This is a genomic window from Alloiococcus otitis ATCC 51267 (assembly GCF_000315445.1).
Lineage (GTDB): Bacteria > Bacillota > Bacilli > Lactobacillales > Carnobacteriaceae_A > Alloiococcus > Alloiococcus otitis.
In genome coordinates this window covers 1-17,385 of sequence record NZ_JH992962.1, presented here as the reverse complement: position 1 = coordinate 17,385, position 17,385 = coordinate 1, and the positions used below count along the sequence as shown (strand labels likewise).

General features: G+C 45.2%; 12 protein-coding genes, 1 rRNA gene and 1 pseudogene. 2 read left to right on the top strand and 12 right to left on the bottom strand.

Annotated features, from left to right (window positions below):
• Window positions 1-15 precede the first annotated feature (15 nt).
• From purD to HMPREF9698_RS07695, 11 genes and pseudogenes are all read right to left on the bottom strand, one after another.
• On the bottom strand, window positions 16-1,263 hold the full coding sequence (gene purD, locus HMPREF9698_RS07745; protein ID WP_003779037.1) for a phosphoribosylamine--glycine ligase: 1,248 nt from the start codon (window positions 1,261-1,263) through the stop codon (window positions 16-18).
• A 23-nt stretch (window positions 1,264-1,286) separates the two neighbouring features.
• A complete protein-coding gene (gene purH, locus HMPREF9698_RS07740) occupies window positions 1,287-2,888 on the bottom strand; it encodes a bifunctional phosphoribosylaminoimidazolecarboxamide formyltransferase/IMP cyclohydrolase (protein WP_003779036.1) in 1,602 nt (533 codons plus the stop codon).
• Entirely contained in the window at window positions 2,878-3,459 is a 582-nt protein-coding gene (gene purN / locus HMPREF9698_RS07735; RefSeq protein WP_003779035.1) for a phosphoribosylglycinamide formyltransferase, read from the bottom strand. The genes purH and purN overlap by 11 nt, the downstream gene beginning before the upstream one ends.
• 11 nt (window positions 3,460-3,470) lie before the next feature.
• Window positions 3,471-4,487: a phosphoribosylformylglycinamidine cyclo-ligase gene (gene purM / locus HMPREF9698_RS08895; protein ID WP_040292867.1), complete on the bottom strand. Its 1,017-nt coding sequence runs from the start codon at window positions 4,485-4,487 to the stop codon at window positions 3,471-3,473.
• Between the two features lie 27 nt (window positions 4,488-4,514).
• Window positions 4,515-5,915 (bottom strand): annotated as a pseudogene (purF, locus tag HMPREF9698_RS08890) (amidophosphoribosyltransferase); the annotation flags it as partial.
• Between the two features lie 34 nt (window positions 5,916-5,949).
• Window positions 5,950-8,166 carry a phosphoribosylformylglycinamidine synthase subunit PurL gene (gene purL / locus HMPREF9698_RS07720; protein WP_003779033.1) on the bottom strand — a complete coding sequence of 739 codons (2,217 nt, stop codon included), beginning with the start codon at window positions 8,164-8,166 and terminating at the stop codon, window positions 5,950-5,952.
• Window positions 8,166-8,816 (bottom strand): phosphoribosylformylglycinamidine synthase subunit PurQ, encoded by a 651-nt coding sequence (locus HMPREF9698_RS07715; protein ID WP_003779032.1) that lies wholly within the window; start codon window positions 8,814-8,816, stop codon window positions 8,166-8,168. Before HMPREF9698_RS07715 ends, purL begins: the two co-directional genes overlap by 1 nt.
• A gap of 2 nt (window positions 8,817-8,818) precedes the next feature.
• Window positions 8,819-9,067, bottom strand: coding sequence for a phosphoribosylformylglycinamidine synthase subunit PurS (gene purS, locus HMPREF9698_RS07710; RefSeq protein WP_003779031.1), 249 nt, complete (start codon window positions 9,065-9,067; stop codon window positions 8,819-8,821).
• Window positions 9,068-9,474: 407 nt separating this feature from the next.
• On the bottom strand, window positions 9,475-12,090 hold the full coding sequence (gene ppdK / locus HMPREF9698_RS07705; protein WP_003779030.1) for a pyruvate, phosphate dikinase: 2,616 nt from the start codon (window positions 12,088-12,090) through the stop codon (window positions 9,475-9,477).
• A 24-nt stretch (window positions 12,091-12,114) separates the two neighbouring features.
• Window positions 12,115-12,933, bottom strand: coding sequence for a pyruvate, water dikinase regulatory protein (locus HMPREF9698_RS07700; protein ID WP_003779029.1), 819 nt, complete (start codon window positions 12,931-12,933; stop codon window positions 12,115-12,117).
• Between the two features lie 12 nt (window positions 12,934-12,945).
• Complete coding sequence (locus tag HMPREF9698_RS07695; protein ID WP_003779028.1) at window positions 12,946-13,575, bottom strand: helix-turn-helix transcriptional regulator; 630 nt, start codon at window positions 13,573-13,575, stop codon at window positions 12,946-12,948.
• Between the two features lie 427 nt (window positions 13,576-14,002).
• Here HMPREF9698_RS07695 and HMPREF9698_RS07690 point away from each other — a divergent pair, with 427 nt between their 5' ends.
• Both HMPREF9698_RS07690 and erm read left to right on the top strand, forming a co-directional pair.
• The gene (locus HMPREF9698_RS07690) at window positions 14,003-15,253 is read left to right on the top strand and encodes a mechanosensitive ion channel (protein ID WP_003779027.1); all 1,251 of its coding nucleotides are present in this window, start codon (window positions 14,003-14,005) and stop codon (window positions 15,251-15,253) included.
• A gap of 539 nt (window positions 15,254-15,792) precedes the next feature.
• A complete protein-coding gene (erm, locus tag HMPREF9698_RS07685) occupies window positions 15,793-16,656 on the top strand; it encodes a 23S ribosomal RNA methyltransferase Erm (protein WP_003779026.1) in 864 nt (287 codons plus the stop codon).
• A gap of 477 nt (window positions 16,657-17,133) precedes the next feature.
• Here the strand turns inward: erm and rrf are convergent.
• A 5S ribosomal RNA gene (gene rrf / locus HMPREF9698_RS07680) occupies window positions 17,134-17,249 on the bottom strand.
• Window positions 17,250-17,385 lie beyond the last annotated feature (136 nt).

Genomic DNA, 17,385 nt, shown 5'->3' with positions numbered 1-17,385 from the left:
AAGACCTCCTATACTTTATAAACCAATATCTTTACGGTAAAAACTGCCTTCGACATCTTGCTTGGCTAAAATGTCATAGACTTGCTGGCGACTTGCTTGGAGGGAAGCGTCCATGGCTTGGACCATCAAAATCCGACCGCCCTTGGTCACCAGCTGGCCTTGGTTTTCTGCGACACCAGAATAAACCAAGTTGGCCTGGTCCACTTCACCGGCCCAATTCAAGTCCTTGCCGTCATCCACTTGGCCGGGATAGCCAGCCGAAGCCAGGATGACACCCAGGCTGCTACCTGGCCGGTAGTCAACTTGGGCTTCTGCCTGGTTGAGGTGGGCTTGGAGTAAGTCTACCAGGTCAGTTTCAAGCCGGGGCAAGAGAACCTGGGTCTCAGGGTCGCCGAACCGAGCATTGAATTCAATCACATAAAACTGACCATTCACCCGCATCAACCCAGTGAAGAGAACACCAGTAAAGGGCTGGCCCAAGTCTTTCATTTGGTCAGCAACTGGCTGGACAATTTGGTCCACAATTTCCTGACTTAAGGCCTGGTCCTGGTCGGTAACTGGCGAGTAGGCCCCCATACCACCAGTGTTAGGCCCCTTGCCCCCGTCATAGGCTCTTTTGTGGTCCCGGGCCAAGCCGAGGGAGATAACGTGAGATTCGTTGACTAGGGCAAAGTGGGAAAATTCTTCCCCATCTAAAAATTCTTCAACAATTAAATCTTGGTCAGGTGTATCTAACAAGTCTTGGGCCTTAGACAGGGCTTCCTCATGGGTCTGGCAGATATAAACACCCTTGCCAGAGGCTAGGCCATCCTTTTTAAGGACGATGGGAAGGGGAAGGCTAGTAATATAATCTTCAACTTCATCCCGCTTGTCCTGGTTAAAAAGCCGAAAGCTGCCAGTGGCTACCCCAGCTTGGGCCATAACTTGTTTGGCAAAATACTTGGAGCTTTCTATTTGGGTGGCCGCTTGACTCGGTCCAACAATGGTTTGACCCGCTTGCCGGAAGGCATCTACTATGCCCGCTTCCAAGACCTTCTCCGGCCCTACAATGGTCCAGTCAATTTCTTCTTGGTCAACCAGGCCTAGTAAAGAGTCAAAGTCCCCTGGGTCGATAGCTACTAACTGGGTCTTTTGGGTGTTGGCTAATACACCGGGATTGCCGGGAGCCAGGTAGATACGGTCAACTTGCGGGCTTTGGTCCAAAGCCTTGGCAATAGCGTGTTCTCTGCCACCTGACCCAACAATCAATATCCTCTTTGACATCTTCATCCCTCCTTGTTCTGTTTTTAGTGCTTAAAGTGGCGGTAGCCGGTCATGACCAGGTCAATGCCTTTTTCCTGGCAAGCGGCTATCACATCATCATCATGGATGGACCCTCCAGGCTGGACAATAACATCTACCCCATATTGGCTGGCCAAGTCTACCGTATCCCGCATGGGAATAAAGGCATCACTGGCCAGGAAGATTTTACCATCAGCCTGTAAGTTCTTGGCCTGCATCTCTTCCAGGGCGATCTGGGCTGAATTGACCCGGTTAGGCTGGCCACCACCAACGCCTAAGGTCATTTGGCCAGCTCCAACCACAATGGCATTACTTTTCACGTACTTGACCACCTTCATTAAAAAGGCCATGGTCTGGAGTTCTTCCTGGCTATACTGGTCCTCCCCATAATAGGTCCACTGGCTTGGCTTTTGCCCGGAAGGAAAGTCCAGCTCAGTTGACTGGTCGGGTTCTTGGATAAGTAAACCGCCAGACACCGATACCTGCTGGAGTCCTGCCTGGTTTTTTTCCGGTAGGTCAATTTCAAGCAGGCGGAGTTTTTTCTTCTTGGTTAAAATGGCCAAGGCAGAGTCGGTAAAGCCTGGTGCCACAATAATCTCTAAGAAAATCTTGGACAGGCTTTGGGCCAATCCTTCATCGACTACTTGGTTAAATGAAACAATTCCACCGTAGATCGACTTGGAATCAGCCTGGTAACAGCGGTCAAAGGCTTGGTGGATATCGTCCCCTCGACCAACCCCACATGGTGTCATGTGCTTGATGGCAATCGCAGTAGCTTGGTCAGGAAAGTCGGCTAGCATATTAATGGCCACATCAGCATCTTTAATGTTGTTGAAAGATAGGGCCTTGCCATTTAGCTGCTTGGCTCCAGCAATGGTTGACCGGCTAGCCTGGCCGTCTGTGTAGAACCAGGCTTTTTGCTGGTTGTTTTCCCCGTAAGGAAGGCTGGCTTTCAAGTTATAAGTCTGGCTGATAAAGGGCCAGTCCTGGCCTTGGTCAGACACCTGGCCTTGCTTGGCCTGGGCAAGGTAGTTAGCAATTTCTTGGTCATAGTGGGCAGTCAGTTGGAAGACCTTGCTAGCTAAGTAACTTCTTGTAGATTGAGAGGTTTGCCCTTGGTCTTTTAGCTCCTCTATAACAAGGGGGTAGTCCCGCTTGTCCGTTAAAACAGTCAGACTGGCATGGTTTTTAGCAGCGGACCGCAACATGGTTGGTCCTCCGATGTCGATATTTTCAATGGCCCGGTCGACATTTGAAGCATCCTGGGCCACCACTTCCGCAAAGGGGTAGAGGTTGACCACCAGAAAAGCAATATCGGGAATGGCTTGGTCGGCCATGGTGGCAAGGTGGTCTGGCTTGCTGCGGTCGGCTAAGAGGCCGCCATGGATTTTTGGATGCAGGGTTTTGACCCGGCCATCCAGCATTTCCTTGACTCCGGTAAAGTCCTCAACCGCTTGGACGGGCAAGTCTGCCTCCTTAAGGGTTCGGTAGGTCCCCCCTGTTGCCATTAAGTGAATACCGGCATCCACAAAGGCCTGGGCCAGAGAGGGAAGACCTTCCTTGTCTGATAAACTCAATAGGGCAAAGCGCTTGTCGCTATCTGTCATTTACATCCTCTCCTTCTTGGGCGAGTTGGATCAAGACTTGCGTGTACATTTCATGTTCGACTCGGTGGATCTGGTCTTCCAAGTCTGCTAGGGACCAGTCAGGGTCAAGCTTGACCCTTCTCTGGTCGATGATTCGGCCGGTATCCACCCCGGCATCGACATAAAAGATGGTGACCCCTGTTTCTTTTTCCTGGTTGTCGTAAGCTTCTTCAATGCTCTTGGTTCCTGGGTACTTGGGCAGGAGGGAGGGGTGGATGTTAAGAATCCGGTCCTTGAAATGGTCAATAAAGTTTGGGCTAAGTAAACGCATGAAGCCGGCTAGGACAATATAGTCGATCTCATACTGACTCAAATAAGCCAAGACCTCTGCCTCCCAGTCTGACCGACTAATCCCTTTAGAAGGCAGGACAAGGCAAGGCAAACTGTAGTCCTTGGCCAGGTCAATAGCAGGGGCGTCGGGATCATTACAGACCAGGCACTGGGCCTGGACTGGGACATGGTCAGGTTGGGTTTGGTCCAAGATAGCCTGGACATTACTTCCCCGACCTGAAGCAAAGAGGGCAATGTTCATTTTATAACCCCCTATTTCAAAACAAGTTTTTCATCTTTTTTGTCACTTACCTGTCCGAGGACAAAGGCCTCTTGGACTTGGTCCAGGACCTGGTCTTTCTTGTCGGGACTAACCGCTAAGACCATGCCAACCCCCATGTTAAAGGTCCCATATAGGTCTTCCCGGCTCATACCAGACAGGTCACTTAAGAGGGTGAAAATTTCTTTTTTAGGAATTTGGCTGGTATCAATCACAGCACTTAATTGGTCTGGTAGCATGCGGGGAACATTTTCAAAAAAGCCCCCACCAGTAATATGGGCAATGCCGGATAATAAGTCAGCTTGAATAAGGGGTAAGACCTCTTTGACATAAATCCGAGTGGGTTCTAGTAATTCTTCGATTAAGGTCTTGCCATTTCTCAATTTATGGTCAAAAGCATAGTCACGGTCTTTAAAAAAGAGCTTGCGGACAAGGGAGAAACCATTGGAATGGAGGCCTGAACTTGGTAGACCTAGGAGGTAGTCGCCTGCTTTGACCTGGTTGGGGTCCATCATCTGGTCCTTGTCGGCAATTCCTAGGGCAAAACCGGCCAGGTCATATTCGTCTAAGTCATACATATCCGGCATTTCGGCAGTTTCGCCCCCAATTAAGGCCATGTTCCCCTCTTGGCATCCTTGGGCCACACCAGCGACAATTTTTTCAACCCGGTCTGGTTTATTTTGACCAAGGGCTAGGTAGTCTAAGAAAAAGAGGGGCTTGGCACCCTGGGCAAGGACATCATTAACGCACATGGCCACACAGTCTATCCCGATGGTGTCATGCTTGTCTGCCTGCTGGGCCAATAGAATCTTGGTCCCTACTCCATCTGTTCCAGAAACCAAGACAGGGTGGTCAAAGTCAAAGTCTTTCAGGGAATAGCTGCCGGCAAAGCCTCCGAGTTGGCTTAGGACGTTCTTGTTCAAGGTCTTGTCGATGTGACTTTTAATGCGGTCAACTGATTCATATCCTTTTTCGATATCTACGCCGGCTTCCTTGTATAAATCAGACATGGCTTCCTCCTTCTTGTAATTGGGCCATTTGCTTGACAGGTTGTTTTTTAAATAGTCTTGGTGGTCGCCCAAGCCTTCATGGTAGTCCCCGTTAAAAATAGAAAGGGACAAGTCGATGTCCGGGTTATAGTCCTGGACAGATTGCTTAAGGGCCGAGATCGATAGGAAGGCTAGGGAATCACAACCGATATAATCAGTCATTTCTTGGATAGTCCGGTTTTGAGCAATTAATTCCTTGGACGTTGACATGTCGATCCCGTAATAATTAGGGAAGAGGATAGGGGGTGAGGAGATCCGCAAGTGAACCTTGCTGGCCCCTGCCTCTTTGAGGAGTTTGACAATCCGCTTGCTGGTTGTCCCCCTAACGATAGAGTCATCGATTAAGATAATATCCTTACCTTCAACTGCCTGGCTGATCACCGACAGTTTGTTTTTGACGCCCAGCTCTCGCAACTCTTGGCTGGGTTCGATAAAGGTCCGACCCACGTATTGGTTTTTTACCAAGCCTAGGTCGTAAGAAATCCCCTTTTCTCCAGCATAACCACTGGCAGCGATTAAAGAGGAATTAGGGACCCCCATGACCAAGTCGCCCTGGGTGCCTTCATCTTCCTTGGCCAGGTAGCGACCCATGTTTTTACGGGCCAGATAGACATTGACACCAGCTATCGTGGAGTCCGGCCGGGCAAAGTAGATATACTCCATAGCTTCTACCTTGTTGGGGCCCGGGTGGTCAGCATGGTTAAAGACCTGGTAGCCTGAGTCATCGATAAAGACTCCTTGTCCAGGACCTAATTCATAGACCTGGTCAGCTCCCAAGCCCTTCAAGGCACAAGACTCGCTTGTCACTAGGTAGGATGGGTTTGCCTGGTTCAGCTGACCCACCACAAGGGGGCGCAAGCCTGCTGGGTCGACAAAGGCATAAATCCCTTCTTCGGTTAGCAAGCTAACGGAATAGCCACCCTTAACAGCCTGGCAGGCTTCTTTGATTTTATCTACCATGGACTCTTCCTTGCTGTGGCGGATCAGGTGGGCAAAGACCTCCCCGTCCGAATTCGAGTAAAAGATACTTCCTTGGTTTTCCATCTCCTGCCGCAAACTTTTGGCGTTGACGATATGGCCTGAAAAAGCGATAGCAAAGGATTCATCTAAAAATGAAAACCGGATAGGGTTAATATCAGTTTGGTCTTGGAGTTGTTTTTGGGAAGAGTAGTGGACAGACCCCAGGGCACAATTACCAGCTAAGCGATCAAGGGTTTCCTTGTGTTCGAAAACCTCATTGACCAAGCCAGGTCCCTTGTGGGTCAACCAGGTCCCTTTTTCCTGGTCAAAAACTGTAATACCTGCCCCTTGTTGGCCCCGGTGTTGCAGGTTGAGCAAGGCAAACTGGCTTACCTGGCCTGCTTGGGGGTGGTTCCAAATAGCAAACAAAAGCTGGGCTCCTTTCTTTTTAGGTCAACTTGTCTTAGTCAAATTTCTGGTCAAAAGCTTGGGACCAGATAATTTCTAGTTCTTTCTTGGACAATTCTTCCCGTGTTCCATCTGCTAAATTCACTTTGATTTGGTCAGCTTCTTTGGTTTGGCCAATTTTTTGAACCTTAACGTCCGCTTCTTGGACAAGAGCTTCAAAGTCAGCCTGCTTGCTTGCATCCACTGCAAGAATAAAGCGGGACTGGGTCTCACTAAAGAGGTCTTCCTTGGTCAAGTCACTATCTAGGTCAAAGGCATAATCAGTGCCAAAAGCCATTTTTAGCAAGTGGACAAAAAGTCCCCCTTCTGACAAGTCGTGGCTCACCTCCAACAAGCCCTGGTCATTAGCGGTCAAAACAAAATCTTGGTTTTGTTTTTCTTGGTAAAGATTGATGCGTGGAGAGCCAAAGATTCGATCTTCTTGAATTTTTTGGATCAAACTGCCGGCAAAATCGGCCCCAGTCTCGCCAAGCAAGTAGATAGCCTGGCCGGCACTGGTAAATTGATTGGCCAGGATTTTACGGTAGTCTTTGAGTAAACCAACCATACCGACAATTGGGCTAGGGTAGATAGGGGTGTCAAATGGTCCATTGTTTAAAGATACATTGCCTGATACAACGGGAGTATCTAAGACCTCACATGCCTGGCTGATGCCCAAGCAAGATTGTTCAAAGCTGTAGTAAACTTCTAGATTATTGATATTCCCGTAATTCAATCCGTCTGTCATGCCCAAGGGTTTGGCCCCACTGGCAACAATATTGCGGGCCGCTTCACTTACTGCAATTTGCCCACCGACTTCCGGGTTCAAGTATACATAGCGACTGTTGCCGTCAGCAGTTAGGGCAACTGCCTTGTCGGTATTTGGAATTCGAACAAGTCCACTATCTGACCCAGGTTGGCGGAGGGTTTGGTTCTTAGCCAGAGAGTCAAACTGGTTAAAGACGGATTGCTTGCTGGAGAAATCATCAGAAGCGAGAATGCTTAAGCTGGCTTCTTCAATTGAAGAAATTACAGGTTTGTAGTCGTCATCCTGGTCTGAAGCCATCCATTCTGGTTGCTTAGCTTCATAAGTTAATTCCGGCACACCTGAAGCCAGGCTTTTAACCGGTAAGTCTACAACCTTTTCACCCTGCTGGAAGACTTGGTAGCGGTCACCTTCAGTCACTTCACCAATGACACTGGCTTCTAATCCAGCTTGCCAGAAAATTTGGCTAATGTCTTCCACATAGTCTGGTTTGACACACAAGAGCATCCGCTCTTGGGACTCGGACAATAATAATTCGTAGGCTGTCATGTCTTTTTCCCGCATAGGCACCTGGTCCATGTCTAGAGACAAGCCAAGGCCAGCTTTTTCGACCATTTCGGAGCTAGAAGAAACTAAACCAGCTGCTCCCATATCTTGCATGCCAATGATGCCATCTTGATAACGGTCCAACATGGTCATATAGGCATCGATAAGAACTTCTTCCTTGTGGGGGTCCCCTGCCTGGACTGCTGAACCTTGACCTTCATCAGTGACTTCCTTACTTGAGAAGGAAGCCCCGTGGATGCCGTCACGACCAGTTGTCGCCCCAACGTATAGGAGCTTGTTGCCAACCCCAGAGGCTAGCCCCTTGTGCATTTTGTCAACATCTACCAAGCCTACACACATGGCGTTGATTAAAGGAGTTTTTCGGTAGGCTGGATCAAATTTCAACTCACCAGCAAGACTTGGAATACCTAAAATGTTCCCGTAGTCAGCTATCCCTTTGATGGCCTGGGAAACCAGCTTTTGCTCATGGCTGTCGGTTAAAGGACCAAAGCGGAGAGAATCGACTAGGGCAATGGGTTGGGCCCCAATGGAGAAGACGTCACGGACGACCCCGCCTACACCCGTTGCTGCCCCTTCATAGGGTTCGACGGCTGATGGGGAGTTGTGACTTTCCATTTTAAAAACGACCCCTTGTCCGTCTCCAATATCAAGTGTTCCTGCCCCTTCGCCTGGGCCTTGGACAACTTGGTCGCCCTGGGTATAAAAGTTCCGCAAGATGGAGGCTGAACTTTTATAAGAGCAGTGTTCTGACCACATGCCAGAGTAAATGCCTGTTTCAGTGTAGTTGGGAAGGCGGCCAATTTGCTTGGTGATTTCTTGGTATTCATCTTCAGACAAGCCCCATTCCAAGTAGGTCTTGGAATCTTTTACTTCTTGGGCAGTCATAGCTTGTAATTTCATTAGACCAATCCTTTCTCTTTGAGGATGTCTCGGGTTAATCTAAGCCCCAAGTCAGAAGTGATGTCTTTGTCCTGGTGGCGGTCCAATAGCGGCATAAGACCAAAGACATTGTTTTCCTTATTGGTGACACCGGCTATGGCATGGCTTGAATTTGTCTCGTCATCCTGGTAAGTCATTAGAACCTGGTCATTTGCTTCAAGTTGACTCAAGTCTTGATCACTAAGCCGGTAGCTAGCCTGCTTGTTAGAGATAAAAAGGTCGATTGGATTATGGTCTGTCACTAGGTAGTCTGGCTTGGTCTCTACTTTTACCATCTTGCTGATGTAGGACAAGTTGGGGTTTTTCATAAAATAACCGGGCAATAAGTTTAACTCGGTCAAAATTTGAAAACCATTGCCGAGGCCGATGACGACCTTGCCTTGGTCAGCAAAGTCCTTAATGTCTTGGCTGATAGGGTCAAGACTAGCAATAGCACCAGGTCTAACGGCTCCGCCATAGGCACTGCCGTCAGCAAGAAGTAATAAGTCTAGGTCTTGGTCCAAGCGGTCACTTGATTTGACCATATCCACTTCAAAACCTAATTTTTCAAGCAAGTCCCGGCTAGTTTGCCCTCCGCTTGTTCCCGGATAAGTAATAACAGCTGCTTTCACCCTTAAGCCTCCTCAATTGAAAGTGTGTAGTCTTCCATGGCTTTGTTAACTAATAAGCCTTCAGCTAAGGCATGCCCATAAGCTTGGGCTGCTTCTTCACTGTCTGCTTCGAGCTCAACCTGGTAGGTCCGACCTATTTTAATATCTTTCACTTGGTCTTCGCCCTGTCGTTTCAAGGCTTCCTTGACTCTTTCGGCTTCTGGGTTAACAACTGATTCTAAGTAGACAACATTTAAATTAAGTAGGTACACGTTTTTCCACCCCTAATTACGAATTATACATTTATACTACCATTAATTATCCGTTTTTCAACCATAAAAGCCAAATGTTATGCTTTTTATTTTATTCATTTTGGTTAATTAACGAACATTTAAGTAGTCTGCCTACTCTAGTGTTGAATTTAAGCTCGCCTGAAGGAAATTCAGAATTCTCATATAACGACTGATGTTTGAGAAAAATACTGGAAAATTCTCGTATAACAGTTGTTGTTTGAGAAAAATAGACCATATTTCTCAAATAACAGCTGTAGTTTGAGAAAACAAGCAAATTATCTCAAATAACAAACATTGTTTGGGATAATTGAAAGCTGATAAATGTAGAAGTAAAAAAGTCCAGCCGGTTGAACCGACTGGACTTGGACTTATATTAATGAAAATTTTTACTCTTGACTGGCCTGGGCTGCTGCTAAACGAGCAATTGGAACACGGTAGGGTGAACAAGATACATAATCTAAACCTAAGGAATCAAAGAAATGGATGGACTTGGCATCTCCCCCATGCTCCCCGCAGATACCTAACTTAATGTCTGGCTTAACGGACCGAGCCTTGTCGACAGCAAGCTTAACCATAGCCCCAACACCTTCTTGATCAATAGTCTTAAAGGGATCTTCTTCCATAATGTCATTTTCGATATAAGTTGGGATAAAACTTCCTGCATCATCCCGGGAATAACCGAAAGTCATCTGGGTTAAGTCATTGGTCCCAAAGCTAAAGAAGTCAGCTTCCTGGGCCAATTGGTCAGCAATCAAGCAAGCCCGTGGGATTTCAATCATGGTTCCAATGCTATAGTCCAGGTCAATTTCGGCCTCTTCCAGCCGGCCTTGGACCAGAACTTCAATTTGGTCCTTAACCTGTTTGAATTCTGGGATTTGGCCTACCAAAGGCACCATAATTTCGGGCTTAATATCATAGCCCTTGTCTTGTTTGACTTCAATAGCCGCATCGATGATGGCAGAAACTTGCATGGCAGTGACTTCAGGATAGCTAATCCCCAGCCGAACTCCCCGGTGACCTAGCATGGGGTTGACTTCTTGTAGGACCTCGATCCGCTTGGCCACTTCTTCCTGGGTTAAATCCATGTCCTGGGCAATTGCCTGGATAGCCTGGTTTTCATGGGGTAAAAATTCGTGGAGAGGTGGGTCTAGTAAACGGACAGTAACGGGTAGGGACTGGGTTACCTGGTAGATGCCGACAAAGTCCTCTTTCTGGAATTGGTAGAGGCGGTCCACATAAACTTGCCGGTCTTCCCTTGACTTGGCTAGGATCATCTTCCGCACCTCGCTAATTCGGCCTTGGCCAAAGAACATATGCTCAGTCCGGACTAGACCGATTCCTTCCGCCCCAAAGTCTAAAGCGGCTTGGACATCTTTTGGTGTATCTGCATTGGTTCGGACTGCCATTCTTTTAGCATCATTAACTCGATCCATAAAGGCATCATACTGGTCATCCATCAAGGCACCACTCATGGCAACTTGGCCTTGGTAGACTGAACCAGTGGAGCCATCGATGGAAATATAGTCCCCTTCTTGGACTTGCCCCCCCTGGTAGGTGAAGGTCCCGTGGTCGCCGTCCACTTTTATATCTGAACAACCTGCCACACAACACTTGCCCATCCCCCGAGCAACGACTGCAGCGTGGGAGGTCATCCCTCCTCTAGAGGTTAAAACACCAGTAGCCTTAACCATGCCTGCCAAATCTTCAGGCGAGGTTTCCCGGCGGACTAAAATAGCAGAATCCCCTGCCTGGACAGTGCTTTCAACTGCCTCAACTGAAAAGCAAACCCGGCCAACTGCTGCTCCTGGTGAGGCAGCTAGGCCATGACCAATTTGGTCTGCTTGGTCTAGGGCTTCCGGGTCAAAGGTGGGGTGCATAAGGGTCTCCAGTTGCTGGCTGGTTAGCTTGGTAACACTGTCTTCGGCCGTGATAAGCCCTTCCTTGAAGAGGTCATTGGCAATCTTGATAGCAGCCTGGGCGGTCCGCTTACCAGTCCGGGTTTGAAGCAGGTATAAATTTCTATTTTCAATAGTGAATTCAATATCTTGCATGTCTAAATAATGACTTTCCAACTTTTGAGCCACAGTCTCTAATTCTTGATAGAGGTCTGGCATGTCGTCATTTAAACTGGCAATCGCTTTCGGAGTCCGGACACCGGCTACCACATCCTCCCCTTGGGCATTGATCAAGTATTCGCCGAAAAGTTCTCTCTGACCATTTGCTGGGTTCCGGGTAAACATGACCCCAGTTCCCGAATCCGGCCCCATATTGCCAAATACCATGGTTTGAACGTTGACAGCTGTCCCTAAAAGGCCTGTAATTTCATTGATTTCCCGGTATAAAACAGCCCTGTCGTTGTTCCAAGAGGCAAAAACGGCTTCCACTGCCTCAAACAATTGGTCCATGGGGTCTTGTGGGAAGCTTTCCCCTACCGTTTCTTGGTAGCACACCTTGTAAGCTTGGACAAGCTGGACCATATCTTGGGCATCTAGGTCTGTATCTTCTTCTACCCCCTTGCTTTCTTTGCGCTCTTCTAGGAGGTACTCAAATTGAGCTAGGGGGACGCCCTTGACAACATCAGCAAACATTTGGATAAAACGGCGGTAACTGTCATAGGCAAAGCGGTCATTTTCAGTCGACTTAGCCAGTCCTGCCACTGATTGGTCATTCAAGCCTAAGTTTAAAACTGTATCCATCATACCTGGCATGGATTCAGCCGCCCCGGACCGGACTGAAAAGAGGAGGGGATGGGTCTCATCACCAAAGCCTTTACCTGTTTCCGCTTCCAGCTTTTTAACTTCTTCTAAAACCCCGTCCTTTAATTCCTTCCACAAGCCAGATTCTGGGTCCTGGTTGTAACGCTGGCAAGCTTCAGTAGTTAGGGTAAAGCCCGGTGGGACATTCAAGCCAAGGCTGGTCATCTCAGCTAGGTTAGCCCCCTTCCCACCTAAAAGGGCTTTCATGTTACGGTTACCTTCTTTAAAGTTGTAAACTAATTGCATACTAAACTCCCTTGTCTTTGCTTTTTATCTTTTTTGCTGGAGTCCTTCTAGGTACTGGAGGATCTCGGCAGCGGTTTCTTCAATGGCCTTACTTTCAACATTTATCTTTAAACAACCGATTTGCTTCATGATTTCTTCCCCGTACTGGAGTTCTTCTAAAATTCGCTTTTTGTCAACATACCGGGACTGGGTGGACATGCCATAAGACTTCAACCGCTCCTTCCGAACCTGGTTCAGGTAGTTGACACTATTGGTCAAACCCACTACCTTTGAAGGCGAAACTTGGAAGAGCTCTTTGGGCGGTTTATTCTCTGGGAAAAGGGGGATGTTGGCTACCTTATAACCTTTGTTGGCCAAGTACATGGACAAGGGGGTCTTGGAAGTACGAGAAACCCCAATCAAAGTCAAGTCAGCCTTTAAAATACCATGAGGTCCCTGACCATCGTCATAGCGGACAGCAAATTCAATGGCCTTGATCCGGTCAAAATATTCATCATCCGTTTTCCGGATCCGGCCAGCCTCCTTATCTGGCTCCTGTCCTGTTAAAAGCTCTATCGCCTGGAGGCCAGGGCTTACGATATCAATCCCCCGAATGCCAACCTGGTTCAGTTGAACCTTCATATAGTCGGCCAGGCTCTCTTCGACAAAGGTGTAAAAGACCAGGTTACTTTTAGCCGGGTCCATCAACTTAAAAATCTGGTCAATAGCTTTCTTAGTTAGGACATTTGAAAAACGCCGCAATTTGAAATTAACTTGGGGAAATTGAGCGGTAATGGACCGGACCACTTGCTGGGCCGTGTCCCCGATTGAATCCGATAAGACATAAATGGATAATTCGGTCACCTTGCTACCTCCTTATTGTTCACCTTCTAAAATCGAGTAAAAGACATTGGTTATAACCGTCTTGGACAGTTTGCCGACAATTTTTTCCTGGCCAGTCTCTTGGTCATACTCCAAAACGGGCAGGCTATTAACCTTATGGAGGACCAATTTTTTACAGGCAGCTGCCAAGGAATCAGTGTGGTTAACCGTGACCAAATTAGGTGCCCGGCTCATGACAAAACTCACAGTCAACTGCTGGGCATCTGTGCCCATCATAGCTGCTTTCAGGAGGTCCTTGCGGGAGACAATCCCCAATAGCTGGCTCTTATCTGCCACATAAAGAGAACCTGCATCTTCTAGGAAGACTCGGTTGATGGCCTCTATAATAGGAGTTTCCTTGTCTACAATGATGGGAACCTTCATGACTTCTTCTACCGGACGCTGGGCCATGTCACTGATGATAAAAGGAGTGACATAATGCTGGTTGTACAAGTAGCCGACCTTGGGTTTGGCAATCAAGATCTCAGCTGAGGACAGAAGTGAGAGATCAGGCCGAATAGTCGGCTTAGACAGGCCTAGCTTGTCCGAAATTTGGTCTCCCGTAATCGGCTCATGTTCTTTAACCAAGTTAATAATTTTTTTCTGCCGGTCACTTAGCTTCATTGGCTCCTCCTTTGCAATATAACATATTAAACAATTATATAATATGTCATAATTATGGTTAAGTCAATATATATTATGACATATTTATAAAAACAGACATCATTTTTCTGTCACATTTGATTTTCAACTTGCTAGTCCTCATCATTTATAAACTTTTTTAGCAAATAATTAATCACAGCTATTAGATAAATAAATATAACATTAATTATATTTATCGACGATTCTCATTACTATTTTTCATTATTCACAAGTTAAACTTATAAAAAATCCCTATAACAGGCCTCTTTTCATTGGGTTATGATTAGATCTGTAACAAAAGAGTATAAATTTCGTAAAAATCCTTTCCTTTGACCTTATACATTTGTTTTGTATTCTTATTATCTTTATAATAAAACGGTAGTTAAAAAAATTATAAGGAGTGGATAAAATGAATGGAATTTTATCGTTATTTGAAAGCCTGGGGGCCGGGCTGTTTTCAGTCATCGGGTCCTTGCTAGGCGGCATCATCCTCTTGCTCATTGCCTGGTTGATTGCCTTTCTATTCAAGAAAGCAGTCACCAAAGGTCTTACAGCAGTGAAGTTGGATGCTAAATTGGTAGACTGGAAATTTGCCAGTACCAAGGCAGATGGCCAGCAAACCGTCAATGCACTCGGCCAAGTTGTTTACTACCTTGTATGGGTACTCTTCTTGCCTGGCATTTTTGCAACCTTTGGCTTGGAAACCATTGGCCAACCCATCGCTAACATGATTAACACAGCCTTGGACTTCCTCCCTAATATTATCGGGGCTATTGTTGTTGTCATCCTTGGCGTGTTTGCAGCTAAATTTGTTCGTAACTTGACTTACAACTTCTTGGTTGCAACCAATGTTGACTCTTACTTGAACCGATTCTTAAACGGTGGCAGTGACGACAGTAGTCAAGCTGAAGACTCAAGCTTATCCCTAACCAAAACCCTATCTACCTTAGTATACATCCTCGTCTTGCTTCCAATCTTACTGGTAGCTATTGAAACGCTAAACATTCAATCAATCGGTCGGCCGATTGCCCTACTACTCAATACTATCCTATCAGCTATTCCTAATATTATTGTGGCAGCTATCCTACTTGGTGTTGGTTTCGTAGCTGCTCGATTTGTCAGCCAAATCTTAACTGACTTGTTAAGAGGCACTGGTTTAAATAAATACTCTGAAGCCCTAAACAGTAAAGTCAATGTTAACCTTGACCTTGCTAAATTAATTGGCCAAGTTGTTGCCGTGGTTGTTGGCTTACTCTTCGTTGTTGAAGCCATCTCATCCCTTAACTTGACCATCCTAAACGCTGTTGGTGCTGCAATTATTGCCTACATTCCAAGCGTATTAGTAGCTGGTATCTTAGCTCTTGTGGCTTTCCTACTCGGAGAATTCCTATCTTCTCTTATCAGTAAAGCTACTTCAAGTCACTTGGCAACCAGCCTCGTTAAAGGTCTTGTTTATGGTCTCGCTGCATTCATGATTTTAGACCAATTGAACTTTGCAACAAACATTGTTAACGTTGCATTCTTCTTCTTAATTGGTGCTATTGCAATTGCCTTTGCCCTAGCCTTTGGTCTTGGTGGTCGCGATTTTGCCCGCCGTCAACTTGAAAAAGCTGATGACCAAATTGACAAAGAAAACAAAGACAATGACAATCAAAACTAAGTTTAACTCATAAACAAAAATAGCTAGTAAGTTTCCTACCTATAGTGGGTAGGACTTACTAGCTTTTTCTTTTACTAATGGCAAGCTGATCAGCTCTTTTTTCATTGAAATTAGATATTTATTATGCTATTCTACTAGTGCATCATTTGCAATTAACCTAAGGAGGATTGTTGAAAACTATGAGTGGAATTTTTGTTATCCGTACTTTGAACAACTAATTTAATATGTTCGAAGGCTCTGTTAATTCCTACAGAGTAAACGGGATAAGTCTGCTCATTTTTTAACAATTTTCAATAACACATTTTATAGATAAAAGAATGGTTGAAAGTCAAACTTTCTTTTATAATGTTATGAGTAACGAATTCTGCTTTTTTAAATTATAAAGGTATTTTGCTGTTTATTTTTTGAAATCTGCATTATTTCTCTTTGCCTAACGCAAAAAATTTATTTCGTTTACTAGAAGTCACAGACGCCTATGTCTGTGGCTTTTTTTGCTATCGGAGCCAAGTCTAGTTAAATAAAGAAAGGAAGTTTCGATAATGACAAAGAGAAAAAGAAAAAATAAGTATCACAGCAAAAAATTCAGAAATGGGAATTCACCTAACTTTAGCGGACAGCACATGTTGCATAATAAAAAAATGATAAAGGATATTGTAAACCTTGCTCACATTTCAAAAAGTGACCTGGTATTAGAATTGGGAGCTGGTAAAGGGGCACTTACGAAAGTTTTAAGTAATCAGGCAGGAAGGGTTCTCGCAGTTGAAAACGATAAAAAATATATAAGCGAACTACAGCAACTTGAATTGCAAAATACAAAAATAATTCAACAAGACATTTTAAAAATATCCTTACCCAGAAAGCCCTATATCGTAGTCTCAAACATTCCATTTGCTATTACAACACCGATTATGAAAATGCTTCTCTTTAAACCTTCTAGCCCTCTTCAAAGCGGATTAATTATTATAGAAAAAGGAGCAGCCAAAAGATTTAAATCAAATTTTGTTAAAGATTCATATGTAGTTGCATGGAAAATGTGGTTCGATATTCAATATGTTAAAACAATTGCAAAAAATAATTTCTCGCCAAAACCAAGAGTTGATGCCGCATTAATCAAAATAACTCGGAAAACTAAACCTATTGTAGCTTATAAAGATTACTTAATTTTTTGGGGTTTAGCCGATTATCTAATGAAAAAACCTAAGTTACCTATTGATTTAGCATTAGAGGGTATATTTACCAAAGCTCAAATTAGACATTTAAAAAAGGGACTTCAACTGAAGAAGGAACTTACAGTTGGAAATTTGTCCGAAAAACAATGGGGATTTATATTTGAAACCATGAAGCAACATGTGCCGAAGTTCAGATGGCCAAGGATCAAAAAATCCAAATTAAAGCGCTTATAGTAATTTTAGCTATTTTCCCGGTCAAAAAAGTTAAGTCTATCATCATTTAATGTTACTATTGGCTCGTATTGTATACTGTATGAGTTTCATTGGGGCAGAAGATCCTAAATAAAAGTAGTTGGTCTCTACCTTGCTTTCCCTTAAAAGTTGCTTATAGATGATTGCAATAGCTGCAAGTTTCAGGTTATATAAGATTTAGCAAGTGAATTTCTCCTTTCTTATGTTGTGATGACTATATCGTAAGGGAAATTCACTTGTTTTTTATACATAAAAGAAAAAAGGGCGAAAACATCAAATAAAAAATGACGCTGGTGAATCTCTCACAAAGGTCATATCTTGTAGAAGCACTTTTCACTTGCAAAAGTTAAAAAGTGCTGATGAGGTGTTCCACCAGCACTAAATATTATATAAGCAGAAAACCACCCAAACCAATTGTCCTTTGACAAACAGTTTGGGTGGTTTCGATTTGCTTATTGTGCGTGGCAACGTCCGGCTTTCACACAGGGAAGCCCTGCATTATCCTCGGCGCTCAGAAGCTTAACGACTGTGTTCGGCATGGGAACAGGTGGGTCCTTCTGGCCATCATCACCACACATTTTGCCTTGTTCCTTCAAAACTGACTAGTTGAATCGCTAACGCCACCGAAATCTCACTTACTCACTTGCGTGGTTAAGTCCTCGACCGATTAGTACTTGTCCGCTCCATGTATCGCTACACTTCCACTTCAAG

Bases quoted from the DNA above. Each gene is read 5' to 3' on its own strand.
- purD (WP_003779037.1), bottom strand. From the start codon at position 1,263: ATGTCAAAGAGGATATTGATTGTTGGGTCAGGTGGCAGAGAACACGCT.
- purH (WP_003779036.1), bottom strand. From the start codon at position 2,888: ATGACAGATAGCGACAAGCGCTTTGCCCTATTGAGTTTATCAGACAAG.
- purN (WP_003779035.1), bottom strand. From the start codon at position 3,459: ATGAACATTGCCCTCTTTGCTTCAGGTCGGGGAAGTAATGTCCAGGCT.
- purM (WP_040292867.1), bottom strand. From the start codon at position 4,487: ATGTCTGATTTATACAAGGAAGCCGGCGTAGATATCGAAAAAGGATAT.
- purL (WP_003779033.1), bottom strand. From the start codon at position 8,166: ATGAAATTACAAGCTATGACTGCCCAAGAAGTAAAAGATTCCAAGACC.
- ppdK (WP_003779030.1), bottom strand. From the start codon at position 12,090: ATGCAATTAGTTTACAACTTTAAAGAAGGTAACCGTAACATGAAAGCC.
- HMPREF9698_RS07695 (WP_003779028.1), bottom strand. From the start codon at position 13,575: ATGAAGCTAAGTGACCGGCAGAAAAAAATTATTAACTTGGTTAAAGAA.
- HMPREF9698_RS07690 (WP_003779027.1), top strand. From the start codon at position 14,003: ATGAATGGAATTTTATCGTTATTTGAAAGCCTGGGGGCCGGGCTGTTT.
- erm (WP_003779026.1), top strand. From the start codon at position 15,793: ATGACAAAGAGAAAAAGAAAAAATAAGTATCACAGCAAAAAATTCAGA.